At 71.8% G+C, this 26,237-nt stretch carries 28 protein-coding genes and 1 pseudogene; 18 read left to right on the forward strand and 11 right to left on the reverse strand.

Annotation, left to right across the window (positions count from 1 at the left end):
* On the forward strand, positions 1-875 hold an 875-nt coding region (gene ygfZ, locus ABT116_RS21045), incomplete at its 5' end, for a CAF17-like 4Fe-4S cluster assembly/insertion protein YgfZ (RefSeq protein ID WP_351636061.1).
* 19 nt (positions 876-894) lie between these two features.
* On the opposite strand, the gene dtd is transcribed toward ygfZ, so the two are convergent.
* Positions 895-1,320, reverse strand: coding sequence for a D-aminoacyl-tRNA deacylase (dtd, locus tag ABT116_RS21050; RefSeq protein WP_030242984.1), 426 nt, complete (start codon positions 1,318-1,320; stop codon positions 895-897).
* A gap of 211 nt (positions 1,321-1,531) precedes the next feature.
* Here dtd and ABT116_RS21055 point away from each other — a divergent pair, with 211 nt between their 5' ends.
* The 3 genes from ABT116_RS21055 (at position 1,532) to ABT116_RS21065 (ending at position 4,717) form a co-directional block, all read left to right on the forward strand.
* Positions 1,532-2,164, forward strand: coding sequence for an RsiG family protein (locus ABT116_RS21055; protein WP_351636071.1), 633 nt, complete (start codon positions 1,532-1,534; stop codon positions 2,162-2,164).
* A gap of 136 nt (positions 2,165-2,300) precedes the next feature.
* Positions 2,301-3,554 carry a GNAT family N-acetyltransferase gene (locus ABT116_RS21060; protein ID WP_351636149.1) on the forward strand — a complete coding sequence of 418 codons (1,254 nt, stop codon included), beginning with the start codon at positions 2,301-2,303 and terminating at the stop codon, positions 3,552-3,554.
* A gap of 245 nt (positions 3,555-3,799) precedes the next feature.
* Positions 3,800-4,717 (forward strand): winged helix-turn-helix domain-containing protein, encoded by a 918-nt coding sequence (locus ABT116_RS21065; protein ID WP_351636077.1) that lies wholly within the window; start codon positions 3,800-3,802, stop codon positions 4,715-4,717.
* Between the two features lie 36 nt (positions 4,718-4,753).
* On the opposite strand, the gene ABT116_RS21070 is transcribed toward ABT116_RS21065, so the two are convergent.
* Positions 4,754-4,942, reverse strand: coding sequence for a hypothetical protein (locus tag ABT116_RS21070; RefSeq protein WP_031143363.1), 189 nt, complete (start codon positions 4,940-4,942; stop codon positions 4,754-4,756).
* Positions 4,943-5,089: 147 nt separating this feature from the next.
* Here ABT116_RS21070 and ABT116_RS21075 point away from each other — a divergent pair, with 147 nt between their 5' ends.
* From ABT116_RS21075 to ABT116_RS21100, 6 genes are all read left to right on the forward strand, one after another.
* Positions 5,090-5,980, forward strand: a complete 891-nt coding sequence (locus tag ABT116_RS21075) for a FadR/GntR family transcriptional regulator (RefSeq protein ID WP_351636086.1) — start codon at positions 5,090-5,092, stop codon at positions 5,978-5,980.
* Positions 5,980-6,723 carry an HAD family hydrolase gene (locus ABT116_RS21080; protein WP_351636089.1) on the forward strand — a complete coding sequence of 248 codons (744 nt, stop codon included), beginning with the start codon at positions 5,980-5,982 and terminating at the stop codon, positions 6,721-6,723. Before ABT116_RS21075 ends, ABT116_RS21080 begins: the two co-directional genes overlap by 1 nt.
* Before the next feature lie 255 nt (positions 6,724-6,978).
* Complete coding sequence (locus ABT116_RS21085; RefSeq protein ID WP_351636092.1) at positions 6,979-9,168, forward strand: phosphotransferase family protein; 2,190 nt, start codon at positions 6,979-6,981, stop codon at positions 9,166-9,168.
* A 26-nt stretch (positions 9,169-9,194) separates the two neighbouring features.
* Positions 9,195-9,818, forward strand: coding sequence for a TetR family transcriptional regulator (locus ABT116_RS21090; RefSeq protein ID WP_351636095.1), 624 nt, complete (start codon positions 9,195-9,197; stop codon positions 9,816-9,818).
* A 42-nt stretch (positions 9,819-9,860) separates the two neighbouring features.
* Positions 9,861-11,903, forward strand: a complete 2,043-nt coding sequence (locus tag ABT116_RS21095) for a HelD family protein (RefSeq protein ID WP_351636098.1) — start codon at positions 9,861-9,863, stop codon at positions 11,901-11,903.
* Between the two features lie 10 nt (positions 11,904-11,913).
* The gene (locus ABT116_RS21100; protein WP_351636101.1) at positions 11,914-12,537 is read left to right on the forward strand and encodes an RraA family protein; all 624 of its coding nucleotides are present in this window, start codon (positions 11,914-11,916) and stop codon (positions 12,535-12,537) included.
* A gap of 25 nt (positions 12,538-12,562) precedes the next feature.
* Here ABT116_RS21100 and ABT116_RS21105 read toward each other — a convergent pair whose 3' ends face one another.
* From ABT116_RS21105 to ABT116_RS21115, 3 genes are read right to left on the reverse strand one after another with little or no spacing between them, the layout of a single operon-like run.
* Positions 12,563-13,741: an SGNH/GDSL hydrolase family protein gene (locus tag ABT116_RS21105; RefSeq protein WP_351636104.1), complete on the reverse strand. Its 1,179-nt coding sequence runs from the start codon at positions 13,739-13,741 to the stop codon at positions 12,563-12,565.
* Between the two features lie 5 nt (positions 13,742-13,746).
* Positions 13,747-14,334, reverse strand: coding sequence for a TetR/AcrR family transcriptional regulator (locus ABT116_RS21110; RefSeq protein ID WP_351636107.1), 588 nt, complete (start codon positions 14,332-14,334; stop codon positions 13,747-13,749).
* A 48-nt stretch (positions 14,335-14,382) separates the two neighbouring features.
* Entirely contained in the window at positions 14,383-14,892 is a 510-nt protein-coding gene (locus tag ABT116_RS21115) for a DUF2269 domain-containing protein (RefSeq protein WP_351636110.1), read from the reverse strand.
* An 86-nt stretch (positions 14,893-14,978) separates the two neighbouring features.
* Here ABT116_RS21115 and ABT116_RS21120 point away from each other — a divergent pair, with 86 nt between their 5' ends.
* A complete protein-coding gene (locus ABT116_RS21120; protein WP_351636113.1) occupies positions 14,979-15,251 on the forward strand; it encodes a hypothetical protein in 273 nt (90 codons plus the stop codon).
* 292 nt (positions 15,252-15,543) lie between these two features.
* Here ABT116_RS21120 and ABT116_RS21125 read toward each other — a convergent pair whose 3' ends face one another.
* The gene (locus tag ABT116_RS21125; protein ID WP_351636116.1) at positions 15,544-16,284 is read right to left on the reverse strand and encodes a hypothetical protein; all 741 of its coding nucleotides are present in this window, start codon (positions 16,282-16,284) and stop codon (positions 15,544-15,546) included.
* 86 nt (positions 16,285-16,370) lie between these two features.
* Here ABT116_RS21125 and ABT116_RS21130 point away from each other — a divergent pair, with 86 nt between their 5' ends.
* The 6 genes from ABT116_RS21130 to ABT116_RS21155 all read left to right on the forward strand — a co-directional run bounded on the left by ABT116_RS21130 (position 16,371) and on the right by ABT116_RS21155 (position 19,893).
* Positions 16,371-16,919 (forward strand): DUF6817 domain-containing protein, encoded by a 549-nt coding sequence (locus tag ABT116_RS21130; protein WP_351636119.1) that lies wholly within the window; start codon positions 16,371-16,373, stop codon positions 16,917-16,919.
* Entirely contained in the window at positions 16,916-17,287 is a 372-nt protein-coding gene (locus tag ABT116_RS21135; RefSeq protein ID WP_351636121.1) for a VOC family protein, read from the forward strand. Before ABT116_RS21130 ends, ABT116_RS21135 begins: the two co-directional genes overlap by 4 nt.
* Before the next feature lie 102 nt (positions 17,288-17,389).
* Entirely contained in the window at positions 17,390-17,986 is a 597-nt protein-coding gene (locus ABT116_RS21140; RefSeq protein ID WP_351636125.1) for a GNAT family N-acetyltransferase, read from the forward strand.
* A gap of 90 nt (positions 17,987-18,076) precedes the next feature.
* The gene (locus ABT116_RS21145; RefSeq protein WP_351636128.1) at positions 18,077-18,691 is read left to right on the forward strand and encodes a helix-turn-helix domain-containing protein; all 615 of its coding nucleotides are present in this window, start codon (positions 18,077-18,079) and stop codon (positions 18,689-18,691) included.
* 88 nt (positions 18,692-18,779) lie between these two features.
* On the forward strand, positions 18,780-19,451 hold the full coding sequence (locus tag ABT116_RS21150) for a hypothetical protein (RefSeq protein WP_351636131.1): 672 nt from the start codon (positions 18,780-18,782) through the stop codon (positions 19,449-19,451).
* Positions 19,452-19,560: 109 nt separating this feature from the next.
* Positions 19,561-19,893 (forward strand): DUF2516 family protein, encoded by a 333-nt coding sequence (locus tag ABT116_RS21155; protein WP_351636152.1) that lies wholly within the window; start codon positions 19,561-19,563, stop codon positions 19,891-19,893.
* 20 nt (positions 19,894-19,913) lie between these two features.
* Here the strand turns inward: ABT116_RS21155 and ABT116_RS21160 are convergent, their stop codons facing one another.
* From ABT116_RS21160 to ABT116_RS21175, 4 genes are all read right to left on the reverse strand, one after another.
* Positions 19,914-21,260 (reverse strand): PP2C family protein-serine/threonine phosphatase, encoded by a 1,347-nt coding sequence (locus ABT116_RS21160; RefSeq protein WP_351636134.1) that lies wholly within the window; start codon positions 21,258-21,260, stop codon positions 19,914-19,916.
* A 357-nt stretch (positions 21,261-21,617) separates the two neighbouring features.
* Positions 21,618-22,694, reverse strand: a complete 1,077-nt coding sequence (locus ABT116_RS21165; protein WP_351636137.1) for a C40 family peptidase — start codon at positions 22,692-22,694, stop codon at positions 21,618-21,620.
* A gap of 196 nt (positions 22,695-22,890) precedes the next feature.
* Positions 22,891-23,709 carry a class I SAM-dependent methyltransferase gene (locus ABT116_RS21170; RefSeq protein ID WP_351636140.1) on the reverse strand — a complete coding sequence of 273 codons (819 nt, stop codon included), beginning with the start codon at positions 23,707-23,709 and terminating at the stop codon, positions 22,891-22,893.
* Between the two features lie 30 nt (positions 23,710-23,739).
* Positions 23,740-24,156, reverse strand: a complete 417-nt coding sequence (locus ABT116_RS21175; RefSeq protein ID WP_351636143.1) for a CPCC family cysteine-rich protein — start codon at positions 24,154-24,156, stop codon at positions 23,740-23,742.
* 223 nt (positions 24,157-24,379) lie between these two features.
* On the opposite strand from ABT116_RS21175, the pseudogene mshA reads away from it, so the two are divergent.
* Positions 24,380-25,609, forward strand: a pseudogene (gene mshA / locus ABT116_RS21180) (D-inositol-3-phosphate glycosyltransferase); the annotation flags it as partial.
* Between the two features lie 84 nt (positions 25,610-25,693).
* Here mshA and ABT116_RS21185 read toward each other — a convergent pair.
* The gene (locus ABT116_RS21185; RefSeq protein ID WP_351636146.1) at positions 25,694-26,110 is read right to left on the reverse strand and encodes a DUF3040 domain-containing protein; all 417 of its coding nucleotides are present in this window, start codon (positions 26,108-26,110) and stop codon (positions 25,694-25,696) included.
* Positions 26,111-26,237 lie beyond the last annotated feature (127 nt).

The raw sequence follows: 26,237 nt of genomic DNA on the forward strand, positions 1-26,237 counted from the left end.
GCGTTCGTCTCGCCCTCGGTGGGCTCGATGTCGGCCGTCTTGTAGCCGAACTCGTCCTTGGCGCGTTCGGCGACGACCGGCTCGCCTGGCTGCACCTGCTGCTCACCCAGCACGTCAGCGACCTGCCGGTGGGCCGGGCGACCGAGGCGCTGATCCTCTCCGCGAACGGCCACATCGAGCACGCGCTGTACCTCGTCGACGACGGCGGGACGGTCTGGGCCCATGTGGAGCCGGGCACCCAGGAGGCGCTGATCGCCTACCTGGAGTCGATGAAGTTCTTCTACAGGGTCGAGGTCGCCGACCGCACGGCCGACATCGCCGTGGTGCACCTCCCGGCCGGCTCCATCGCCGAGGTCCCCGAGGACGCCGTCGTACGGGAGACGCCGCACGGCCGGGACCTGTTCCTGCCGCGCGCCGCCCTGGAGGCCTACGCGGCGCAGGCCGGGCCGCCCGCCGGGATCCTCGCCTACGAGGCGCTGCGCGTGGAGCAGCACCGGCCCCGGCTCGGTTTCGAGACCGACCACCGCACCATCCCGCACGAGCTGGGCTGGATCGGCTCGGCGGTGCATCTGCAGAAGGGCTGCTACCGGGGGCAGGAGACGGTCGCCCGGGTGCAGAACCTGGGCAAGCCGCCGCGCCGCCTGGTCTTCCTCCACCTCGACGGCAGCGAGGTCCACCTGCCGGTGGCCGGGACGGAGCTCCGGCTCGCGGACGAGGGCCCCGACGGCCGGAAGATCGGCTTCATCACGACCTCCGCGCGCCACCACGAGCTCGGGCCGGTCGCCCTCGCCCTGGTCAAGCGGAACGTGGCGGTGGACGCCCCGCTGGTGGCCGGGGACACCGCCGCGGCGCAGGAAGTCGTCGTCGAGCCGTAGATCTTGTAGATCTTTCGGGTCAGATTTCGATCTGCACGGTGAACGGGCCGTCGTTCGTCAGTGATACGCGCATCGCCGCTCCAAAACGGCCCGTGGCCACCGTCGCGCCCAGGGAGCGCAATTGGGCGACGACCTCGTCGACCAGCGGTTCGGCCACGTCGCCGGGAGCGGCGGCGTTCCAGGTGGGGCGGCGGCCCTTGCGGGCGTCGCCGTAGAGGGTGAACTGGCTGATCACCAGGAGCGGTGCGTCGATGTCGCTGCACGACTTCTCGTCGTGCAGCATGCGGATCGACCAGAGCTTGCGGGCCAGCTGGGCCGCCTTCTCCTTGGTGTCCTCATGCGTGACGCCGACGAGGACGCACAGCCCCTCGCCCTCGATCGCCCCCACGGTCTCGCCGTCCACGACGACGCTCGCCCCGTCCACCCTCTGCACCACTGCTCGCATACGTCCATCATGCAGGGCGGTGACATCCGCGCCTCGGCCGGTCGGCGCATGGCCCGAAAGGGTGGTTTGCGCGGGCGCCAACAGCCCCTGCACGGACGTATTTTGCTGCTATACCGCCCATCTGGGGTCTATCGGGGGCACTCGTTCCCATAGCGGCCACTTGGGGTGGCACGATGCTTGCACACACCGGTCGAGGGGACGGTTGAGGCACATGAGCACATCAAGCACCGGACAGCAGCAGGCGGCTTTCCGGTCGACATACACGGGGATCGGCGCGTCGGAGTACCACCGGCCGCCCACACAGCGCACGGACAGCCCGCGGCTGCCCTCGGGCACCTCCGAGCCGGAGCTGCCCGCGCTGAGCCTGCCCGAGCTGCGCACGCTGCGCCGCGACGCCCAGCGCGACGAGGCCGACCTCAGCTATCTGCGGCGGCTGCTCCAGGGGCGCATCGACATCCTGCGCGCCGAGGTGACCCGGCGTGCCCCGGCGGGCGCTGCCTCCGTCGCCGTGGGCGAGCAGACCTCGGTGGTGGAGCGGCTGGCGGAGATCCTGCGGGACGCCCCGGCCCGGCACCGCTCCTCGGCCCGCCACGTCACCCTGGGCACCCCGCAGGGCGAGGAGTACCGGCGGCTGGCCGCGGAGATGCTCGCCGAGGTCGAGCTGTCCGACCTGGACGCGCGCACGGACCTGGAGCTGAACACGGCGATGGGCCGGCTCGAGCGGCACGAGCAGCAGGTCTCCCGGCGCCGCCGGCGGCTCCAGCGCACGGCCGACGAGTGCAGCGCGGAGATCGCACGCCGCTACCGCGAGGGGGAGGCGCAGGTCGAGGACCTGCTGGTCTGAGCCGCTCGGGGGCCGAACTCCGGGGCCGAACTCCGGGGCAGAGCTCCTGGGCAGAGCTCCTGGGCCAGGGGGAGGGCCGGTCGGATATTCACGCGACACCGACCGGTCCTGTCCCTAGCGTGAGGTCATGACCCCCATGTCCCGTGCCGACGACATCGACATACGCCCGATCACCGAGGGCGAGTTCGCCGACTGGCTGCGTGCCGTGAACACCGGCTTCCTGCGGGCGTCCGCTCTCTCCGAGGAGGAGGTCGAGGGCCGGCGCGGGCGGTTCGTCGAGGGCCGTTACCTCGGGGCCTTCGACCACGGCAGGTGCGTGGCGACCTTCCGCTCCTTCGACCAGGAGCTCACGGCCGTCGGCGGGGCCGCGGTCCCGGCCGACGCGATCTCGGGCGTCACCGTCACCGCCACCCACCGCCGCCGCGGACTGCTCAGCCGGATGATGGCGAAGGACCTGGCGGCCGCGAAGGACCCCGGGGACGTCGTCGCGACGCTGATCGCCGCCGAGTACCCGATCTACGGCCGCTACGGCTTCGGGCCGGCGACCTGGATGGCGGAGTGGACGGTCGACGTGCCGCGCGCGGGTCTCGACGCCCGTTGGGCGGGCCCGGTGGACGGCGGCCGGATCGATCTGGTGGAGGGCGAGGACGTCCGCAAGCTCGGCCCCGAACTGCATGAGCGGCTGCGCCGTGGCCTGCCCGGCGCCATCGACCGCGACGAGACGTGGTGGAAGCTGAACACCGGCGCCCTGCGCTGGGACCCGTCGTGGAAGCAGCCCTTCTACGCCGTGTACCGCTCGGCGTCCGGCGAGGTCGAGGGCATGGCCGCCTACGAGGTGGACGACAACTGGGACGACGGCAAGTCGCCGATGAACACGGCGACCGTGCGGTGGCTGCTCGGCACGACACCGGCCGCGGAACGCGCGCTGTGGGAGTACGTCTGCTCCGTCGACTGGGTCGTGAAGGTGAAGAGCGGCTGGCGGGCGCCCGACGACCTGCTTCCGCACCTCCTGCCCGACCCGAGGGCGGCCCGGATCACCTCGCTCGCGGACTGGCTGTGGGTGCGGATCCTGGACGTCGAGCGGGCGCTCGAGGCGCGGACGTACGCGGGCCAGGGGGCCCTGGTGCTGGAGGTCGCCGGCGTGGACGGGCTGACCGGCGGGCGCTACCGGCTGGAGGCCTCGCCCGAGGGGGCGTCCTGCACGCCGACCACCGAGAGCGCCGAACTGGAACTCGGGATCGGCGAGTTGGCGGCGCTGTGGCTCGGGGACGAGTCGGCGGTGCGGCTGACGGCGCTGGGGCGGGTGCACGAAGGACGAGTGGGCGCCGCCTTGAAGGCCGACGCCCTGCTGCGTACGTCCAGGCGGCCTTGGTGCCCGGACATGTTCTGAGCCGCTCCCTCCTGCCGGTGTGCTGGGGACCCGCATCCGTAGCGAGCTGTTCAGTTGTGGTTGTCGTGCGGCCGTGCCGGGCGGGACTCCCGGCTCCCCTCCGGAAGGGAGTCCCTGGGCGGGTGGCCAACCCCCTGAAGGTCTGACCATGTTCCCCAAGTTGGTTACCAACTTCATTGTTCTTATCTCCGCTTGGAAGCGGCTCATAACCACCTTTCCCTGAACTGCCTAAAGATGGCGGGAAGTTGTACTGTTCGGTTGTGGACCCGGAACATGACTCCGTCAACGGACGGAAGAGGTCAGGGCGGCCACAGAGAACACATCACCAGGTGGCCGACGAGCTGCGTGCCCGGATCAGGTCGGGGGCGCTGCGCCCGGGTGAGCGCATGCCCACCCAGGCCCAGCTGGCTCACGAGTTCGGCGTCGAGCGCGGTGCCGTGCGGCAGGCCCTGCGGATCCTGCAGTCCGAGCGGTTGCTCACCAACGTGTCCAAGGGCAGTCCGGCGACCGTCGCGCCCGACCCCGTCGGTGCGCTGACCGGCCCGCAAGCGCCGCCGCTGCCCACGACGGTGGCTCTGGCCCCACGGATAGCGGAGGCGTTCGCGGCGGAGCACGTCGAGATCGACGCCGTGTGCCTGACGTCCATCTCCCTCACGCTCGCCATCGGTGAACCGCTGCGGCAGATCCACGCCGGACGGCTGAAACCGGCCAAGGTCGACGTCCGGGTGCTGCTGCCGAGCCGGGACATCGACCTGGCCTTCCCGGTGCCGGTCGAGGGGCGCGACGACGACTGGGTGCACGAGCGGTGGCTGGCGATGCGCAACGCCCAGGGGCAGGTCCTCCAGCACAACCTGCTGGCCCTGCGCGCCACCCACGGCATCGACGTGCGCGTCACGTTCCGGGCGCTGCCCTTCACCCCGCCGGTGAAGCTGTACCTGCTGAACGGCACGGAGGCGCTGTTCGCGTACTACACGCTGACGCGCCGGGAGGCCGAGACCGATCACGAGCAGCCGGCGCTGTACGACGCCCAGGGCACCCAGTCCATGCTGTTCGCCTTCCGGCAGGGCGCCGGGCTGCGCGACACGACGTTCGTGGAGCAGTCGCACCTGTGGTTCAACGCACTGTGGGAGACGATCAGTTCGGAGCTGGTGCTCACGAGCTGACGTCCCCCACGGGTCGTTCCGGTGCGGTGCGGTGACTCATCGGGCGGGCCCCGTCATCAGCAGCGCGAGCACGACGGCTCCCGCGGAGCTGACGGCCGGGCTCTTGGCCTTGACGCCGACGGTGAGAAGGATCAGGCCGACGATGCCGGCCGGACCGTACTTCCACTGGACGAGCTGTTCGAAGGCGACGACGAAGGCGGCGGAGAGGAGAGCGAGGGCGGGCATCGGTGTTCCCCCTTCGGAAGTCCGGAAGCAAAACTTCCGCCAACTCCGAGAAGTTGGCAACCAACTCTGATTAAGTTGTCCCCACTTGGCCCCTAGTTATAAACAACTTCCAAGCAACTCCCGCCAGATGGATCAGAGTTGTAGCGTTTGGTCGTGACTCAGGAGAGCGTGGCGGAGAACGTGGCAGTGAACGGCAGCAGAAGGTCATCGCCCCAGGAGATCGCCGACAGCCTGCGGGAACGCATCCGAGCCGGCGAACTCAAGCCGGGAGACCGCCTGCCCACCCAGGCCGAACTCGCGGAGCAGTTCGGCGTCGAGCGCGGCGCGGTCCGTCAGGCGTTGCGGGTCCTCCAGGAGGACGGTCTCCTCACCGACGTGAGCAAGGGCAGCCCGCCACGGATCGCCGCCCCGGAGCCCGCCCGTGGTGAACCCCAGCCGACCATGGTGGGCCTGGCCCCGCGGCTGACCGAGGCGTTCTCGGCCCGGCGCGTCCGCGTCGACGTGGTCTGCCACACGGCGGAGACGCTGATGGTCGCCATCGGCGAGCCGCTGCGCCTGATCCACGAGGGCCGCATCCACCCCGAGTCGATCGACGTCCGCATCCTGGTCCCGTCCCGGGACATCGAGCTGGCGTTCCCCGTACCGGTCGAGGCCCACGGCGACGACAACCCGGTCCACCAGCGCTGGCTGGCCATGCGCAACGCCCAGGGGCAGGTCCTCCAGCACAACCTGCGGGCGCTGCGCTCGACGCACGGCATCGACGTGCGCGTCACGTTCCGGGCGCTGCCCTTCACCCCACCGGTGAAGCTGTACCTCCTCAACGAGGAGGAGGCCCTGATCGGCTACTACATGCTGACCCGGCGCGAGGAGGAATGGGGAAGCCAGACCCTGGACATGTACGACGTCCTCGGCTCCCAGTCCCTGCTCTTCTCCTTCGTGCAGCGGACGGGCCGGCGGGACGCGGCGTTCGTGAAGGAATCCCAGAAGTGGTTCAACGCCCTCTGGGAAACCATCACGACGGACCTGACACTCTCCTAGTGACTTCTGATACGACGCAGACCGGTGCGGTGCCTTTCGAGACCGAGAACGATCCGAACCGACTCCGCCATCTGATCGGACGTGCCCGTGTCGTGCTGTGGGACTTCGACGGGCCCGTCTGCCGCCTGTTCGCCGGGCACTCCGCGGAGCGGGTGTCGAGCGACCTGGTGTCCTGGCTCGAGGGCCGCGGTCTGCACGGCCTGCTCACGGACCCCGAGCGCCAGTCCCTCGACCCGCAGGTGGTCCTGCGCGCCGTGGACCGCCGGCACCCCGGCAGCGACCTGGTCGCCGAGCTGGAGGAACGTCTCACCCACGAGGAGCTGCGGGCCGCGTCCTCGGCCTGGCCGACCGCTTACGCGGACCCGCTGATCCGCACCTGGACGGCGGTGGGCTCCCGCCTGGCGATCACCACGAACAACTCCCCACGGGTGGTCCGCACGTACCTCGCGGGCCGCGGCCTCGCCGGCTGCTTCGCACCGCACATCTACGGGCGCACCCAGGAGCTGCGTCACCTCAAGCCGGATCCGCACTGCCTGAACCGGGCGCTGAGCGCGATGGGGGCGGCGCCGGGGGAGGCGCTGATGATCGGCGACACGCCCTCCGACCACGAGGCGGCGGGCCGGGCGGGGGTGCCGTTCCTGGGTTACGCGCGTAACGAACGCAAGGCCAAGATCCTCAGGGACGCCGGGGCCGACACGGTCCTCGTGTCCCTGGCGCCGCTGTTGGAGCTGCTGCGCGGGTGACTGAAATGTGCTCAGGAGGCGGGAGGAGACGCCTGGTGGCGGGGTGTAGCATTCCGGCACCGCGCAAGGATTGAGTCAAACGCTCGCCCCCGCTCGTATGGGACGAGGCCAACCGGCCGTCCTCGAACGAGTTCACGCAGTCTCATGCTGATGGGTGGCAAACACCCGTAATGGCTCACTCCGCCGTGCGCGGCGTCGGCCGCGAACCTACGGTTTGCCATACCGTCCTCCCTTCTCGTACTTCCGGAGCGGCCAGTGGGCGCACCTCCTCGTCCCCGTCCTCATCTCGGGGAGCGCGCCGCACATGACGCCACCTACCGGGCCTTCGTCGAACTCGCCGCCGAGCTGGGGCAGGAGAGCGGCGGCCACCACAACCGGAACTACGTCCTTCCGCTGACGGAGGGCATGGCCCGGATGGTCGGTGGTGAGGCGGGGACGTCCGTGACGGTCCGGATCCGGCGTCCGGACGCGCTGCCCGTGGTCATCCGGACGTGGCAGGACGAGGCCGAGGTCCTCGCCGCCGTCCGGGGTGTCATGCCGCACGCGCCGCGGTGTCTGGTCAAACGGGACGACTTCGTGATCCACAGCTTTGTGGAGGGCGTGCCGCTGTCCGGCGTCTGCGGCAACGGCAAGCCCGTCGACACCCTGATCGTCAGGGAACTGGCCGGTCTGCTCGCCCGGACGGCGCAGGTGCGGCGTGGCGCGCTGCCTGCTCTGCCGGTCGTCTGGCCCCGCAACGACACGGACAGCCAGGGCTTCCTGCGGACCTTGGCCCACTTGGCGGACCAGCAGATCAGACGCCCCAACCGGGAGGCGTTCGGCGGGTTGTTCGCGGCGCTGGGCATTCCCGAGGACGCGCTCACCGGGCTGGCCGGGCGGGTGCCCGCGATGGCCCGGCGGCCGTACAGCCTGCTCCATGCCGATCTGCACCGCGACAACGTGATCGTGTCGTACGCGGGCGACCCGCCCCTCATCTGCGTCGACTGGGAGCTCGCGACCTACGGCGACCCGCTGCACGACCTCGCGACCCACCTCGTGCGCATGCGGTACCCGGCGCACCAGTGGGCCGAGGTGGTCGACGCCTGGGCCGAGGCGATGCAGCGGGTCCGTCCGGCCGCGGTCAACGGCCTGGCCCGGGATCTGCGGCATTATCTGGCGTTCGAGCGGGCGCAGTCCGTCTTCCCGGACGTGATGAGGGCCGCCCGGTCCCTGGAGGAATCGTTCACGCAGACCAGCCTGGACGAGGCGACCGCGGAGGTGCGCCGGGCCCTCGAGGCGGCGGCGGAACCGCTGCGGCTCGTCGGCGTGCCCGGAGAGGGCGAGATCCGGCGGGCCCTCTTCCGGTGGCTGGTGTCGCGGATGAACGGGGACATCGACGGGCGGGCGTGGATCGCGAAGGCGTTCGAGTGGCGGCCCGACCGGCGGATGCCGGAGCGCCCCGACTTCCCGCCCGCCGCGGTCCGGGAGGCCCTGCTGGCGGAGGGGGCCGCGCCCGCGTGCAGGGTGTTCAAGGGCACCGCCCACCTGAACACCGTGGTGTCGGTGCCCGGCTTCGACTCTCCCGTGGTCGTACGGCGGAAGCTGCCCGAGGTGTGCCGGCGGGAGCGTGGCTTCCTCAGCGAGCACGCCGTGCTGCGCGCGATCGAGGAGTCGTCCGTCGGGGTGGCGGCACCGCGGGTGCTCGCCCTGGGCGAGACCTACCAGAGCGACACCATCGCCCTGCACACCTACGTCGGGCCGCGGGACGTCGACCGGCCCCCGCAGCACCCCGTCCACGGTCTGCTGCCGCACGAGGCGGACGGCCTGGTGGACCAGCTGTGCGCCCTGACGCGTGTCAGGTACAAGGAGGTCGACCCGACGGCCGGCGAGGGCGCGTTCCACCGCTGGCTGCGGGACCAGCTGATCTCCCTGGTGCGGGACCTGCCGAAGGAGTCGCAGCAGCTGGCCCGGCATCTCGGGCTGCCCGACGCGGACCGGTTGCAGCTGATGCTCTCCCGGCACGAGGTGAGCCACCGGGAGCCCGCGCTCCTGCACGGTGACCTGAACCCCTGGAACCTCGTGCGCCGCGACGACAAGCTGGCGCTGACGATCATCGACTGGGAGATGGCCGTCGTCGGCGACCCCCTTTACGACCTGGTGCGGCACATGCACCTCACGCCCACCCGGCCGGAGATCAGGGACCGCATGTTCCGCCGCTGGGAACGCCGGCTGCCCGCCGAGTACACCCGCGACTGGCGCAAGGACTGGCGGGTGTACCGCCGGCTGGAGATCGTGCGCTCCGCCTACGTCGATCTGGACCGCATCGTGACGGGCGCGAGCCTGGACGCCCCCAACGTCCGGCGGGCGGTGGACTCCTACGCGGTGACGCTGGCCGTCGCCACGGGCTCGCTCGGCCTGCCGGTGCGCTCGACGGCCAACCCGTACCTCGCCCGCGCCCTTGCCTGATCCCGCTGCTGCGTAGGCTCCCCCGTATGAGCACCCCCGGCCTGCGTGAGCGCAAGAAGCAGCGGATGTACGAGACCGTGTCCGACATCGCCGTGCGGCTCTTCCTGGAGAAGGGGTTCGACGCGGTGTCCGTGGCGGAGGTGGCGGCGGCGGCCGAGATCTCCAAGCCGACGCTGTTCCGGTACTTCCCGGCCAAGGAGGATCTGGTGCTGTACCGGATCGCCGACCACGAGGGCGAGGCCGCCCGGGTGGTCGCGGAGGCCGGGACCGCGCCCGTGGAGGCGTTGCGGCGGCACTTCGTGGACGGGCTGGAGCGGGGGGATCCGGTGACCGGGCTCAACGACCATCCGGACGTGCTGGCCTTTCACACCCTGCTGTACGGGACGCCCTCGCTGGTCGCCCGGGCGCACGCGCACCAGGAGCGGTCGGAGGCCGCGCTCGCCGAGGTGCTCGGGGGCGATCTGGACGCGCGGCTGGCGGCCGGGCAGATCATGGCCGTACTTCGGGTGCTCGCCCTGGAGAACTGGCGGCGGATCGCGGCGGGGGAGCGGGTGGCGGACGTGCGGCCGGACGCGGTGGCGGCCGCGGAGCGAGCGTTCGGGCGGCTCGCGGCCGGGCTTCCGCCACACCTCTCGGGTGAGACTCGGTAATTTATTTAACTCGGTCACGGGTTTTCGCGTACGCTCGGTGGAATGACCTCGACCCAGCCCGCCCTCCAGCACGTCCTCGACACGGAACGCGCCCATCACGAGCGCTGCCGGGCCGCCCTCGCCGCGATGGTCGAGGGCGCCGGTGAACAGGTCGTCGTCGGGGAGGACGTGTCCGCGTCCGGGGCCGATGCCGAAGTCCTCGGATACCGGCTGCGCAGCCGGGCCAAGGCGCTGCGGGAACTGCCCGAGGGGCCGTTGTTCTTCGGAGCCCTGGAGAGCGGGGACGGGCCGTTGCACATCGGGCGGCTGCGGATCTCCGAGCACCCGGCCGAACCGCCCCTCGTCGTCGACTGGCGTGCGCCCGTCTCGCGCGCCTTCTACCAGGCCTCGGCCCGCGACCCGCAGGGCGTCGCCGTGCGGCGGCGGTTCGGCTGGGCGCCCGGCAGCCGGGGTGACTCCGCGGACCTCACCGGCCTGGAGGACGAGCACCTGGGGCAGGGGGAGACACGCGACAGCGAGATCGTCACCCGGGAGATCGAACGGCCCCGGGTCGGGCCCATGCGGGACATCGCCGCGACGATCCAGCCCGAGCAGGACGACCTCGTACGGGCGGACCTGGCGGTGTCGGTGTGTGTACAGGGCGCGCCGGGCACCGGCAAGACCGCCGTCGGTCTGCACCGGGCCGCGTATCTGCTCTACACGCACCCGCAGCGCATCCGGCGCGGCGGTCTGCTGATCCTCGGACCGAACCGCACCTTCCTGTCGTACATCGCCGAGGTGCTGCCGGCCCTCGGGGAGACCGGTGTGCGGCAGTCGACCCTGGGGGAGGAGATCGCCCGGTGCCCGGTCCGGGGCGTGGACGAGGAGCCGGCCGCGGTCGTGAAGCACGACGCCCGGATGGCCGAGGTGCTGCGGCGGGCGCTGTACGCGCGGGTGCGCGCCGACGGCGGCGGGGTGTCACTCGCCGTGCCGGACGGGTCCTACCGGTGGCGGGTCCCGGTGGGGGTGCTCACGGAGATCGTGGCCCAGGTGCGGGAGGAGGAACCGCCCTACGGGGTCGGGCGGGAGCGGGTGCGGGCGCGGATCGTGCGGTGTCTGCGCGAGCAGGCCGAGCGACGGGCCGGGCCGCCCACAGCCGCCTGGGTGCGGCGGATCGAGCGGGCGCGGCCGGTGTCGGCGTACGTCGATGCCGTGTGGCCGCGGGTGCGCCCCGAGGAGGTCGTGGCCGAACTGCTCGGCGACGAGAACGTGTTGGCGGCGGCCGCCGAGGGGCTCCTCGACGCCGGCGAGCAGCGGGCGCTGTTGTGGGAGCGGCCGCCCCGGTCCTGGAAGTCGGCGCGCTGGTCGGCGGCCGATCTGGTGCTGCTCGACGAGGTGGCCGGGCTGATCGGGCATCCCGAGGGGTACGGGCATGTCGTCGTCGACGAGGCGCAGGACCTGTCCCCGATGGAGTGCCGGGCCATCGCACGCCGGGCCCGCTTCGGTTCGCTGACGGTGCTGGGCGATCTGGCGCAGGGGACGACGCCGTGGGCGGCGCGGTCGTGGCGTACGGTCCTCACTCACCTGGGGAAACCGGACGCGGCCGTGGTCGCCCTGACCACCGGGTTCCGGGTGCCGCGGGCGGTCGTCGGGCTGGCCAACCGGCTGCTGGAGCGGCTGGAGGTGGATGTGCCGGCCGCCCGTTCGCTGCGCGGGGACGGGGAGTTGCGGATGCGGGAGACGACGGCGGACGGCGTGGCCGGGGCGGTCGTGGCGGCCGTACGGGACGCGCTGGGGCGGGAGGGCTCGGTCGGGGTCGTCGCGGCGGACGCGGACGTTCCCCGGGTGCGGGCGGCACTGGACGCGGCCGGCATCGAGGCGGCGGGCCCGGACGAACTCGGCGCGCGGGTCGCGCTGGTGCCGGCGAGCGTGGTCAAGGGCCTGGAGTACGACCAGGTCGTGGCGGTCGAGCCGGCGGCGATCGCCGAGGCGGAGGAACGGGGGCTGCACCGGCTGTACGTGGTGCTGACCCGGGCGGTGTCACGGCTGGAGGTGGTGCGGGGGAGGCCACTGCCGTTCCAGTGCGCGGCAGGGCACGGTGGTTAGGGTCCGTGTCATGGCTGACGTCGACGCGTTCACGGACATACCCACGACCACCCTGGCCGATCTGCTCGGCCGCGAGCAGGTCATGGACATCGGGATCCGGCCGCTGTGGGCGCCGGTGCCGCGGGTGGCCGGACCGGCCTTCACCGTACGGTGCCCTCCCGGCGACAACCTGATGCTGCACGCCGCGATCCACCGGGCCGGGCCCGGTTCCGTCGTCGTCGTGGAGTCGGGCGACCTGGACTACGCCCTGGCCGGCGGCAACGTGTGCGCCGTCGCCCAGCGCCGGGGCGTCACCGCGTTCGTCGCCGACGGGCTGATCCGCGACCTCGCCGAGGTCCGGGACCTGCGCTTCCCGGTGTTCGCACGCGGGGTCATCCCCATCCCCGGCACCAAGTCGGCCGCACGGCCGCTGAACGAGCGGGTGCGCTGCGGCGGGGTCATGGTCGAGGCGGGCGACACGGTCGTCGCCGACGAGGAGGGCGTCGTGGTCGTCCCCGGGGCTCGCCGCGAGGAGGTCCTGGCCGCGGCCCGGGCCAAGCCGGCCAAGGAGGCCGCGGAGTCCCTGGACGACTGGGAGTCGGCCCACCGCGCGCGCATCGACGGGATCCTGGCGGACCAGGGCTTCCAGGACTGACCGGCCGGCCTCGGCCGGTCGGCCGCTACGCCGCGGCGAAGGGTCCGCCGTCTCCGAAGGCCAGTTCGTGGAAGCGGTCGCCGATGTGGCGGTGGGTGGCCGCGTCGGGGTGGACGTGGTCGGGGAGGGGCACGACGCTCGCGTCCTTCGCGCCGTAGAGGTCGAGGCCGTCCAGGTAGTGGAGGTTCGGGTCGTCGGCGGCGCGCTGTTCGACGATGCGGGACAGTTCCTCGCGGATGACGGTGAGGGTGAGTTTGCCCAGGGGAGTCTCCGCCGGGTCGCCCATGGCGGAGAAGACCAGGCGGCCCTTGCCGATCTCGTCGCGATCCGGTGCGGTGGGGCCGGGTGTGTCCTCGTGGATGGCGCAGTGGATGGGGGAGACGAGCAGCAGCGGGGTGTCCGGGTGCCCGTCGCGGATCGTGTCGAGGAAGCCGTGCACGGCGGGACCGAAGGCGCGCAGCCGCATCGCGTCCGCGTTGACGATGTTGATGCCCATCTTGACGCTGATCAGGTCGGCCGGGGTGTCCCGCATGGCGCGCGCGGTGAACGGGTCGAGCATCGCGCTGCCGCCGAAGCCGAGGTTGACCAGCTCCACACCGCCCCGCAGCGCGGCGATCGTCGGCCAGATGGCCGTGGGGCTCGCGGCGTCGGAGCCGTGGCTGATCGAGCTGCCGTGGTGCAGCCACACCCGGCGTCCCCGGTCCGGGGCGGGCGCTACGGGGGCGTTCGTGCGCAGGGCGACCAGCTCGGTGGTCTCGTTGTGCGGCAGCCAGATCTCGATGTCCTTGTCCCGCGCGGGCAGGCCCGTGAAGCGGACCGTGCCGACCGGGCCGGACGTGAGCTCGCCCTGCCAGGTGGCCAGGTCGACGGTCAGGACGTTGCCGTCGGTCCCGGCGGCCTGACCGGCCGGGCGGCCGTCGACGAGCAGGTCGTACAGCCCGTCCGGGCGCGACGGGAAGCCGGTGTAGTCGCGCTTGGTGCGCAGCGTGTCCAGCTCGACGGCGGTCGCGGCGGTACGGAACACCAGTCGTACGCCGGAGGGCTGGGCCTCGGCCATCGCCAGCTGCGCGTTGGTGTTCTGCGCGCGGGCCCGGGCGGGCAGGCGGTGGGGGAGCAGGCCGTGCTCGGTGCGCTCCACGTCGAGGGCGCCGCGCAGCAGGTCCGCCGTGAGGGGCGTGGTGATCCAGTCGTGCTCGGTGTGCATGGGTGTCAGCCTCGGGGGTCGGTGGGGGCCGCGGGCCAGTTCCGCAGCAGCGTGTCGAGGGCGTCGAGGATCCGGGCCCAGGTCTCCTCGGTGTCCGGGGCGCTGTGGCTGAAACCGCCGCCGAGCTCCAGGCTGACGTAGCCGTGGAAGACGCTGCCGAGCAGCCGGACCGCGTGGGTCTGGTCCGGTTCCGTCAGGTCGTAGCCGCGCAGCAGTGCCCGGGTCATCTGTGCGTGCCGGACGCCGGCGCTCGCGGCCGCCGTCTGCGGGGCGAGTCGCAGCTGGGCCGCGGCGTAGCGGCCGGGGTGTGCCCGGGCGTAGTCGCGGTACACGTTCGCGAGGGCGGCCAGGGCGTCCTTGCCGGCCCGCCCGGCCAGGGCGTCGGCGGCGCGGTCGGCGAGTTCGGTGAGGGCGAGCAGGGCGATCCTGGTCTTCAGGTCCTGGGAGTTGCGCACGTGCGAGTACAGGCTCGCGACCTTGACGTCGAACCGCCGCGCGAGCGCCGAGACGGTGACCTGGTCGAAGCCGACCTCGTCGGCGAGCTCCGCGCCTGCCTCGGTCAGCCGCTCCGGCGTCAGTCCCACGCGTGCCATAAGCACTCTCCCTTCTACCTGAAGAAAGTGTGCCCCTGCCTAAAGCCTTTAGGCAAATCCGCTCGTCCTTTTGCCTCGCCGGGTCCTCCCCCAGGGCTTCATGACGGAGATCGCCGTCATGAACACGTAGGCGGACAGCGACACGACCGGCCCGAACAGCACGTCACCGGCGTCCGGCAGAGGCCCGCCCGCGGCGACGGCGGTGACAGCGGAGTTCACCCCGGGGCGCAGGGCGAACACCGTGGCGGTGGTCGTGGCGAGGGTCAGCCAGAACTTCGTGTACACCCACCGGTACCTGGCCAGCCCCCACACCGTGCCCAGCGACAGCACCAGGCCGCTGAGGAGCGTGAGCAGCGCGACGGGGATCAGGAGCCAGTCGGCGAAGAGCCGCATGGCCCGGACGGACGTCTCCACGGTCACGGCGGACCCGCTGGAGGCCGCGGTGGTCCCGAGCGCGAGCAGCCCGAGCGAGAGCCCGAGCCAGCTCGCGGAGGCGGTGACGTGCACGACCAGCACGGCCCGGCGGGCGGGGCGACTGAGTTTCGGGTTCGGCTTCACGCTGTCACCGTGCCGGGGAAGGGCGGTGCGGGCGTCTCACGGCGGGAGTAAACGGGCGTACTGGCGTCGGAGTACGAGGCGTGTCAGTGCCGTCGCCTACCGCCCCCCAGCTCCTTGCCGACTTCGACGAACACTGGAAGTGGGCTGTCGCCGACGCGTACGACATCAGCACGGTGCCCGCGTTCATGGCCCGCTGGTGGGGTCAGTACGCGATCGCCCGCGACCCGAAGCTCGACGCCCACGTGACCGATCTCGAACACCGTGCGGCGGAGGCCACCGACATCGCCGAGGCCAAGGCGCTCCTCGAAGAGGCATCCAACATCCGACACCAGGTGCGGCGGCTGGAGCCCGGCCAGTGACCGACGACGGATTCATGGGTCCGCCGTGGCAGATGGACTGGACGCTCAAGGCCCAGGCTGCCCGCGACACCCTGCCGAGCTGGTCACGGCAAAGGACCCCTACTTCCGAGGCATCGAGGCCGACGCTGATCTTCCCGACGGCATGCAGGTCCGGCCGCTTGAGTCCAGCAGGCCGAAGGGGCCCCGCTCCTCCTCTTCGACAACGGGCACGGCTGGATGACCTATACCTTCATCCGACGCGTCGAGGATCCTCAGATCGTCGTCGAGGAGGTCTTCTGGCAGTGACCTGCGGTCAGTCACGCGGTCCGTGCTGACCGGAGTGCATCCACACCCGCAACGGCCCCACCGGCTCGAAGCCGTGCCGGAGTGCGACTGCCAGATCGTCACCCTGCTCGTAGCCGACGACGGGCAGGGTGGGGAAGAGGCGGGCGAGCGCGTGCAGGACGAGCGGCCAGGCAGCGTCGGGACCGCCGTCCCGGCCGAAGACGTTGGAGACCCCGACCACCTGCTCACTGCGGCTCACGACCGCTCCGGCGACCACTGTGCCCTCGGTGTCGTCGGCGGACCGCCCCAGGAGCACGAAGGTCTCCGGTTCGGCGAGAAGTCCGGGCCGGAACAGGTCCGCATGCCCCGCCCCGTCGTCCCAGGCCAGGGCCCAGGCACGCAGCGTGTCCGGATCGCCCGCCACGTCCCATTCGAGATCCGGTGACGCCGTCGCCGACCCGGCGGGCCGGTGGATCCACTGCGCCTCGAAGAGCACCCGGAACCCGGCCTCCGCCAGGTCGAGGTCGGCGAAGCTGTCCTTGACCGAGGCGCCGGGCGAGGCCGTCTCGATCCGGGCGGTGAGCGCGTCGGGGTCGGCGTCCGGCCCCAGCGTCACGGCGTCGGGGTAATAGAGCGGCGTCCGCACCGGGGCGGCCCAGGCGTCGGCCCCGAACTCGCCCTGCACTCCGTGCGTCCGGCACATCGCCGCACACCACTCGGCGTTGTTCAGGGCGGCGGCCCGGACCAGGGCTTGCCTCGAAGTCGTCATGACGTGGATCAAACCGATGGCCGGCCCGGCCCGTCCACCGATTTGATGGTTGCCGCCCCCGCCCCCTGCTGGAAGGACTCCACCCTGTGACTGCTTCCCTCGCCGAGTCCGGACCGGCCGTCGCGCTCCTGAGCGGGCTCGGTGCGGCGGACATCGCCCATCCGGGCGGCACCCTCCTCGCCCATCTCACGCGGGTCCAGTGGCAACTCGCCGCATGGGGCGCTCGCCCGGCCCTTCAACTGGCGGGTCTGTGTCACGCCTTCTACGGCACCGACGGCTTTCCGAGCGCCTTGCTGCCCCTGGACCGCCGTGGCGAACTCGCAGCGGCAGTCGGCGTTGAGGCCGAGGCTGTGGTGTATCTGTACGCCTCGTGCGATCGCAGGGCCACCTATCCGACGCTCGCGGATGCCGACGGACCTTTTCATGACCGGTTCACCGGCCTGAGCCACACCCCGGAGCCGCAGGCCCGGCGGGACTTCGCCGAGTTGTCCGCAGCCAACGAGATCGACCTCGCTCGCCTCGACCCCGCCTTCCGTGACCAGTGGGGACCGGAACTCCTCAGCCTCTTCACCCGCGTCCGCTCGCTGCTGAGCCGGCGTGCCTGGTCGGACTGTCAGGAAGTGCTCGCCGTATGAGGTTGGTCGCGATAACCCTGGACTGCCCCGATCCGCTCGCCCTGGCGGCGTTCTACCAACAGGCCACCGGGCTCGAACCGCATGCGGAGTCGAACGCCGACTTCGCCGCGCTGGAGGGTGCCAACGGCCTCTCCCTCGCCTTCCAGCGAGTCGACGCCCACCGGCCTCCCAGCTGGCCCGACCCTGCCGTTCCCCAGCAGCTGCACTGCTGTTTCCGGGTCGCGGATCTGGACGAGACGGAGACACAGCTGCTGAAGCTGGGCGCCGGCAAGCCGGAACATCAGCCGAATGCGGGCAGATGGCGGGTGCTCACCGACCTGGCCGGGCATCCCTTCTGCCTCGTCGGGGGTCTCGCCGAGCCTGAATGAGGCGGTCGGCCCGCCCCGGGAACGAGTCCCGGGCCGATGGGCGGCGGCTCGGTCAGGATGGGCTCCATGACCTCGCCGAGCACACCGAGCACACAGAACACATTGAACACATCGAACACACCGAACTCCCAGGCCCCGGTGGCCACCTCACCCACACTGTGCGCCACGGAGATCGCCACGCCCCGGCTCCGGCTGCGCAAGGCACTCGACGCCGACCGCGCCGGGCTCATCGAGCTGCAGACCGATCCCCAGGTCCGGTTACACCTCGGCGGCCCGAGACCGCGCGGTGCGGTCGAGCAGTACTTCGACGCGATGGGCGTCGCGCACGTCACCGACAAGCCCGGCACGTTCGTCGTCGCCGACCGGACGACCGACGACCTCGTCGGGGTACTCCTGATCCACCGACGCCCTCTCGACCTCCCCGGACACGTCACCGAGGAGGGCGGGGAGCTGGAACTGACCTACGTCCTGCGCCGCGCCGCCTGGGGCACGGGACTGGCCTTCGAAGCAGCCATCGCCGCGTTGCGTGCCGCCGCCTCCGAACTGCCCGACCAGCCGGTCCTGATCGTGACCCAGACGGCCAACACCCGCTCCCTCGACCTGGCCGCCCGCCTCGGCTTCCGGTGCGTGAGCACCTTCGAGGCCTACGAAGCCGAACAGACCCTCGCGGTGGCCGACCTGCACTCGTTCCTGGCCTGAGCGACGTGCCGGAGGCGACAGCCGAGTGCTGTGGCGCACTTTTGCAAGCGGGTGCTTGCAATAGTTAGCGGGGTGCTGCACTGTGGAGGCATGGCATCGCTCAACGTCGGCAATCTCGGTGACTATCTGCGCGAACAGCGGCGCACTGCGCAGCTGTCGTTGCGGCAGCTCGCCGACGCCGCCGGGGTGTCCAATCCGTACCTCAGTCAGATCGAGCGCGGCCTGCGCAAGCCGAGCGCGGAGGTGCTGCAGCAGGTCGCCAAGGCGCTGCGGATCTCCGCCGAGACGCTGTACGTCCGGGCCGGCATCCTCGACGCCGAGCGTGATCGGGACGATGTGGAGACGCGTGCCGTCATCCTCGCCGACCCGACGCTGCACGAGCGGCAGAAGCAGGTGCTCCTGCAGATCTACGAGTCCTTCCGCAAGGAGAACGGGTTCGGGGCCGGCGACGGCGCGGACGGGGCGGGCGGTGCCGGCGTCGTCGGTGTCGTCACCGCTGACGGTGCGGTGAGCGTCGACGGGGACGCTCCCGGCACCGGGATACCCCCGGCCGGCCCGGCCGACGGCGGTCAGTCCGCCCGGCGCCGCAGCCGCAAGAGCACCGCACCGAGCGACAGCACGAACGACGGCGGTACGACCGCCACCCGCCGCACCCGCAAGAGCACCGGCGGCAGCGACACCGATCCGCAGCAGACGGCCGGCTGAGCCGGACCAGGGCATGGGCCGCCCGCCGCGGATCACACAACCCTCAGCCGAACCCTCAAGCGACACAGAATCCGGGAGGACCATCACCATGGCCATCACCGACGACCTGCGCAAGACCTTCAGCAACCCGACCCCGCTCTACTTCGCCGCAGGGACCGCCGACCTCGCCCTTCAGCAGGCCAAGAAGGTGCCGGCCCTGGTGGAGCAGCTGCGCTCCGAGGCCCCCGCGCGGATCGACGCCGTACGCAACACCGACCCCAAGGCCGTCCAGGAGAAGGCGTCCGCCCGGGCCAAGGAGGCGTCCGCCCGCGTCAAGGAGACGCAGGAGACCCTGCAGACCAAGGTCACGGAGTTCATCGGCTCCATCGACGTCGACATCAAGAAGCTCGGCAGCACGATCGACTCGGACCTGAAGAAGTTCGGCGAGAGCGCCCAGGACTTCGCGCTGCGCGGCGTCGGCGTGGCCGCCGAGTACGCCGTCAAGGCCCGTGAGACCTACGAGAAGGTCGCCGAGCACGGCGAGCAGGCCGTCCGGACCTGGCGCGGCGAGGCCGCCGACAGCATCGAGGACGTCGCCGAGGGCGTCGAGGAGCTGGCCGTGGCCGTCGAGCCGAAGCCGAAGCCGCAGCCGGTCGAGGTCAGGGAGGAGCCGGCGAAGCCGGCCGCCGCCGCCCAGGCGAAGAAGGCCCCGGCCGTCAAGAAGACCCCGGCCCCCCGCAAGACCACCACCGCCAAGAAGACCACCCCGCCCGCGAAGTAGTACGGCGGAGCGGCCACAACGGGCCGGGCACCCTGGGGGGTGCCCGGCCCGTTGTACGGGTACGGTGACCGCGTAGGACGAGCCGAGTCAGGTGGTGGACGTTGTGCTGATGCAGGGCTTCGCAGGGTTTATGTGGCTTCTGAGCATGGCCCTGATCGTTTTCAGCGGCTTCGCGTTGCTCGACGCGGCTGTGCGCAGGGAGGACGCCTACCGCGCGGCCGACAAGAAGACCAAGCCCTTCTGGCTGATCATCCTCGGGATCGCCTTCGTGGTGAACCTGCTCTTCCCGATCCTGTCGTTCCTGCCGATCATCGGCCTCATCGCGACGATCGTGTACATGGTCGACGTACGGCCCGCGATTCGGGCCCTCCCGGGCGGCGGCCGCAGCCGGCGGGGCTCCAGCAGCGACGGCCCCTACGGCCCGTGGAACGGCGGCCGGTAAGACCCCGGCCCCCGGCTTGTCTACGGCACCCGGTCCAGCAGCAGCACCGCCACGTCGTCCGTCAGCTCGCCGCCGTTGAGGTCGCGCACCTCGTTCACCGCCGCCCGCAGCAGCCGCTCGCCCCGCAGGCCCTCGGCGAACTGGCGGCGGATCATCTCCGTCATGCCGTCCTGGCCGAGCCGCTCCCGGCCCTGGCCGATGTGGCCCTCGATCAGGCCGTCGGTGTAGAGCATCAGGCTCCACTCGGCCCCCAGCTCCACCTGCATCCGCGGCCAGCGGGCGCCGGGGAGCAGGCCGAGGGCCGGTCCGTTGTTGTCGTACGGCAGAAGGCGGGCCGGCTTGCCCGGGCGGGCCAGCAGCGGCGACGGGTGACCCGCCAGGCACAGCCCGGCGCGGCGGCCGTCCGGCGCGATGTCCACCGTGCACAGGGTCGCGAAGATCTCGTCGTCGGCCCGCTCGTGCTCCAGCACCTGCTGCAGCGTGCCCAGCAGCTGGTCGCCGCACAGGCCCGCCAGCGTCAGCGCCCGCCACGCGATCCGCAGCTCCACACCGAGCGCGGCCTCGTCCGGGCCGTGCCCGCAGACGTCGCCGATCATGGCGTGCACCGTGCCGTCCGGCGTGCGCACGACGTCGTAGAAGTCGCCGCCGAGCAGCGCGCGCGAGCGGCCCGGGCGGTAGCGGGCGGCGAACCGCAGCGAGGAGCCCTCCAGCAGCGGCGTCGGCAGCAGACCGCGCTCCAGGCGGCGGTTCTCCTGCGCGCGCAGCCGGCCCTCGGCGAGCCGGCGCTCCGCGGACTCGGAACGCTTGCGCTCCACCGCGTAGCGGATCGCCCGGCTCAGCAGCCTGCCGTCCAGCTCGTCGCGGAAGAGGTAGTCCTGGGCGCCCACCCGCACCGCCTCGGCGCCGCGCTCGGCGTCACCGGACGCGGTCAGCGCCAGGACGGCGTGCCGGGGCGCGAGCTCCAGCACGTGCCTGAGCACGGCGAGCTCGTCCGCGGAGTCGCTGTGGCCCGGCGCGGGCAGCGCCAGGTCCAGCAGGATGCAGTGGACGTCGTCGGTCAGCAGCCGGCCGGCCTCCGTCAGGTTGCGGGCCGTGCGGACGCGGATCGGCTTGCCTGCCTGGTCGAGCATGTCCGGCACGATCGGCGAACCGGCCGGATCGTCCTCGATCAGCAGCAGCGTCAGGTTGGTGTGGGCGGTGTTGTTCTCCACCTTGTCCGTGGTGTTCCCGGCGGTGTCCGGCGTGCGGCCGGCGGGCGAGGCGTCCTTCACGGACTCCTCGGCCGAGCCGCCGCGCGGGGACGCGGCCTGCGCCTGACCACTCTCCACGGCCGGGATCGCTCTCTGCCGCGGTATGGGTACGGGCATCGTCTTGGTTTCCTTCCCTCCCCCCGAGGGCACGGTGGGGCGAGGGACCTCGACCCACCGAGCCGGACCATAGCGGGTGTCGGCGCCGCATTGGAATGGTGTGAGCCACGCCGCTGTGCCACCGGCCTGTGTCATATGCCGCGATATGCCCCGCAGTTGGACACCTCGGAGATGCTGCGGGGATGACGAACGTCACGTCAGCGCACGGTTTGCTCGGGGTGAGCCGTGCGGTGGGTCACGTGGGCCAGGTCACCGCGGGTGTCCGATATCCGGTGTGCGGCGCCCGGCTGTTCGGTGTGCCGCCCTCAGGACATCCCCCAGCTGCCCCCCGGGTCGTTGTCCGGCCGCCGCCCGCGTTCAGCCGGCGTCCGGCCGCACCACCCCGAGGATGGGCATGGTTCCGGCGCCCGCGATCGTCACGGTCCGCCCGGGGCGCGGCGCGTGCACGATCGCCCCGTCGCCGATGTACATGGCGACATGGCTGGCGTCGTCGAAGTAGATGATGAGGTCGCCGGGGCGCATGTCCTGGATGTCGATGTGCCGCAGCCGCTTCCACTGCTCCTGCGAGGTGCGCGGGATGCCGCGCCCGGCGGAGATCCAGGCCTGTGACGTCAGGCCCGAGCAGTCGTAGGTCTCTGGGCCCTCGGCGCCCCACTGGTACGGCTTGCCGATCTGGGCCGTGGCGTACTTCACGGCCTTTTTGCCCTGCTCGGAGGCCTTGCCGTTGATCTCTTCGAGGATGCCGGAGCCGAGCCAGGCGGTCTGCGCCCTGTTCGCGGCCTCCTTCTCCAGCTCGGCGAGGCGCTCCTGCTCCTCCTTCTGCAGCTCGGACTCGAGCTTCTCCGCCTGCGCGATCTGCTTCTCGATCTTCTTCTGCGCGGCGGCCTTGGCCTTGCGGCCTGCTTGAAGCTTCTTCAGCTGCGCGGAGGCGTCCTTGGCGTACTGCTCCAAGTCCTCCTGCGTGCGGGTCAGTTCGCCCAGCAGGCCCTTGGTCGCGTGATGGCCCTCGCGGACCCGGCCCGCGCCGTCGAGGAAGTCCTGCGGGTCGTCGCTCAGCACCAGATGGGCCTCGGGCGGCAGTCCGCCGCCGCGGTACTGGGCGGCGGCCGCGGCGCCCGCGCGGTCCTTGAGCTTCCTGAGTTTCTCCTGGCCCTTGACGATCTTCTTGGCCAGCTCGACGACCTCGGCGGACTGCTTGTCCGCCTTCTCGTCGGCGGCGTTGTACTCGTCGGTGGCGCGGGCCGCGGCGCGGTAGAGCGTGTCGAGCTTCTTGCGGACGGCCTCGAGGTCCTTGGCGGGTGCGAGTGCCGGGCCCGCGCTGGGGGTGGGTGAGGGGGTGGGGTTCGCGAACGCCGTGCCCGGTGCCGCCAGCACCGTGACCGCGCAGACCACGGCCACCGCGGTCGCCATCAGGCCACGCTTGCCCGTTCCCATACCTCAGCCCCCAAACTGATTAACGATCAGTAACTTGTGGTTCGCGTGGGGATGCTGCCACGTCGGCCCGGAAAGCGACAGAGGCAGTACTTCCCACCACCCCGGCGGCGGTATGCCCCGGCATGACGATCTCCCCGCCTGTGTGACGAACGACTCAAAGAGATCGTTCCAACGGGCCCTGCCGGGACGGGGGCGATCAGCCGCCCGGGGCCAAAGCCCCCCAGGGCACCGTCACTTCGCCCTGCCGCCATCGCACCGGTCCGTCCGCCACCGGCCAGTCGGCGGTCAGGTCCCGTACCGCGCGGATCCAGCGCTGCCGGGCGCCGTAGGAGGCGTAGGGCGCGGCGGCCGCCCAGGCGCGGTCGAAGTCGCGCAGGAAGGCGTGGACCGGCTCGCCCGGGACGTTGCGGTGGATGAGCGCCTTCGGCAGGCGCTCCGCCAGGTCGGAGGGGCGCTCCAGGGAGCCCAGCCGGGTCGCGAAGGTGACCGTGCGCGGTCCCTCCGGGCCGAGCGCGACCCACACGTGCCGGCGTCCGATCTCGTCGCAGGTCCCCTCGACCAGCAGCCCGCCGCGCGACCCGGTCGCCGGGTCGGCCGGTGCGAGCCGCGCGCACAGCCGCCGCCACACGGCCGCGACCTCGCCCTCCTCGTACTGCCGCAGCACGTTCGCCGCGCGGACGAGCAGGGGCCGCTGCGGGATCGGGATCTCGAAGCCGCCGTGCCGGAAGGCGAGCCCCGCCCGCTCGTAGGGCAGCGCCGCCGCGACCCGGGCCGGGTCGATCTCGACGCCGACCACGCGCGCGCGTGGCGCGACCGTACGCAGGCGCTGCAGCAGTTCGACGGCCGTCCAGGGGGCGGCGCCGTACCCGAGGTCGACCGCCACCGGGTCGGCGGCGCGGCGCAGCTCGGCGCCGTGCGTGGCCGCGATCCAGCGGTCCATGCGGCGCAGCCGGTTGGGGTTGGTCGTCCCGCGCGTCACCGTTCCGAGGGGGCGGGGGGTGGCGCGGGGTGTCATGCGTACGAGGTTAAGCGGCCGCCGGCCCCGTCAGTGGGCGAGGTGCCGCCGCCAGTAGGTGGGGCGCCAGTAGTAGAGCGTGGTGAGGTCGCCGGGCATCGGTTCGCCGGCCGGCCCCCGCTCGAACGGGTCACGGTCCGGGTCGGCGGGCCGGAAGCCCGGGTCCAGCGGCTCGTCGTCCCGTGGCGGCCGTACGTGGCGCCGCATCTCCTCGGTCACGGCACCGATCCGCCGGTAGTTGACCTGCGCCTCGATCAAGCTCAGCCCGTGGTTGGGGCCGAAGCCGGCCGTGGGGTGGCGGAGCTGGGAGGGGTCCTCCTCCCAGTAGCAGACCGGGCAGATCTCGTAGGCCCACAGCTCGCCGAGGGTGCGGTGGCCGCAGCACGGGCAGGGGAGAAGCTCCTCTGGTTCAGGGGGCGGGGCGGAGCGGTGCCGTGTGCCTGTCATGCCCGTGAGCGTAGGGATCCCGGGAGTTCGGTGCCCGGTCTTTTCCGGCGCACTGTGAGCGGCGGATCCGACCCCTCCCGCCCTCGAACGGTTGAGCGACAAGCGGTAATGATTCGGTAAAACTGCCGAATCGGGAAATGGAGCACCTCGCTCCGGTGTTGGACCCCGTCGGAGGGCCCCGTGCGCCCTGCGAAGGCATGCCCGGAGCGAGGAGGAACGCCACGTGAGCCAGTACATCGGCAGGCTCGGCCGGCGCTCCGCGTCGTCGCCGACCCGTCTGCGGCTGCACCGCAGGCCCCGCCGCGTCGCCATGCTCTCCGTGCACACCTCGCCGCTCCACCAGCCGGGCACCGGCGACGCCGGCGGCATGAACGTCTACATCGTCGAGCTCGCCCAGCGCCTCGCCGCGCAGGGCATCGAGGTCGAGATCTTCACGCGCGCGACCGCCGCCGCCCTCCCGCCGACCGTCGAGCTGGCCCCCGGCGTCCTCGTCCGCCACGTCGACGCCGGTCCCTACGAGGGCCTCAACAAGGAGGACCTCCCCGCCCAGCTGTGCGCCTTCACCCACGGCGTGATGCAGGCCTGGGCCCACCACCGCCCCGGCCACTACGACCTGGTCCACTCCCACTACTGGCTCTCCGGCCACGTCGGCTGGCTCGCCGCCCAGCGCTGGGGCGTCCCCCTGGTGCACGCCATGCACACCATGGCCAAGGTCAAGAACGCCAACCTGGCCGACGGCGACACCCCCGAACCGGCCGCCCGCGTCATCGGCGAGACCCAGATCGTCGCCGCCGCCGACCGCCTCATCGCCAACACCACCGAAGAGGCCGACGAACTGGTGCGGCACTACACGGCCGACATCGACAAGGTCGCCGTGGTCCACCCCGGCGTGAACCTCAGCCGCTTCTCGCCCGCCGACGGCCGCGCCGCGGCCCGGGCCCGCCTGGGCCTGCCCCAGGACGCGCTGATCCCGCTCTTCGCCGGCCGCATCCAGCCGCTGAAGGCCCCCGACGTGCTGCTGCGCGCCGTCGCCGTCCTCCTCGACGAGCGCCCCGAACTGCGCTCGCGCATCCTCGTCCCCGTCGTCGGCGGCCCCTCCGGCAGCGGCCTCGCCAAGCCCGAGGGTCTGCAGAAGCTGGCCGCGCGCCTGGGCATCGCGGATGTCGTACGGTTCCGCCCGCCGGTCGGCCAGGAGCAGCTGGCGGACTGGTTCCGCGCCGCCTCCGTGCTGGTCATGCCCTCCTACAGCGAGTCCTTCGGCCTGGTCGCCATAGAGGCGCAGGCGGCCGGCACCCCGGTGCTCGCGGCGTCGGTCGGCGGCCTGCCGATCGCCGTGCGCGACGGGCACACCGGCTTCCTCGTCCGCGGCCACGACCCGGCCGACTACGCGCGCGTGCTGCGCGACTTCGCCGACGACCCGCAGCTGGTGCCCCGGCTGGGCGACCAGGCGGCAGCGACTCGACGGTGCCCCATTTGTCGATGACCCAGCCGAGGCCGGCGAGGGGGACTATCGCGAGGGGGAAGAAGCCGTTTCGCCCTAACCTGCGCACCACAAGCGGAGCCAAGAGGGCGGCAACGGCATGGGCAAGCAAGATAGCGAGCAAAAGGCACTCCGTCGTGTTGTCAGCGGGCGGCGGGGTGTCCGAACAAAATCGAACCTATCGGAATAACGAGACAATTCACCTAGTCGGAGAGGTTGTCTTTGCGTACATATTACCGGGCGTGGCAGTTTCGATGTGCAGCGAGTCGATTCGGACATCATCGGCGCCCGCTGATACACGTAGGTTGGACGACGCAACACCCCTGCGCCGAACATGAACAAGAAACCGAACAGGCTGATGATCGGAAAACCGCCCGGCTTGAGCGGGAGGGCAACCCCCGCGATCAGCAGGACCAGACCCAGCACGAATAGAGCCGCTGCTTGGAACCGCCGTCTACTCGACGGCGCCCGCATACGGCCGCCCCTCACATTGGAGGCGAACTTGGGGGCCCGACGACGTGCCGCGCCAGATCGTGACCGCGCCCTTGCCGTTGTCCTTGTCCGGCACGCCGAGGACGATGTCGCCGTAGCCGTTCTTGTC

Source organism: Streptomyces sp. NPDC002130 (assembly GCF_040296465.1).
GTDB lineage: Bacteria > Actinomycetota > Actinomycetes > Streptomycetales > Streptomycetaceae > Streptomyces.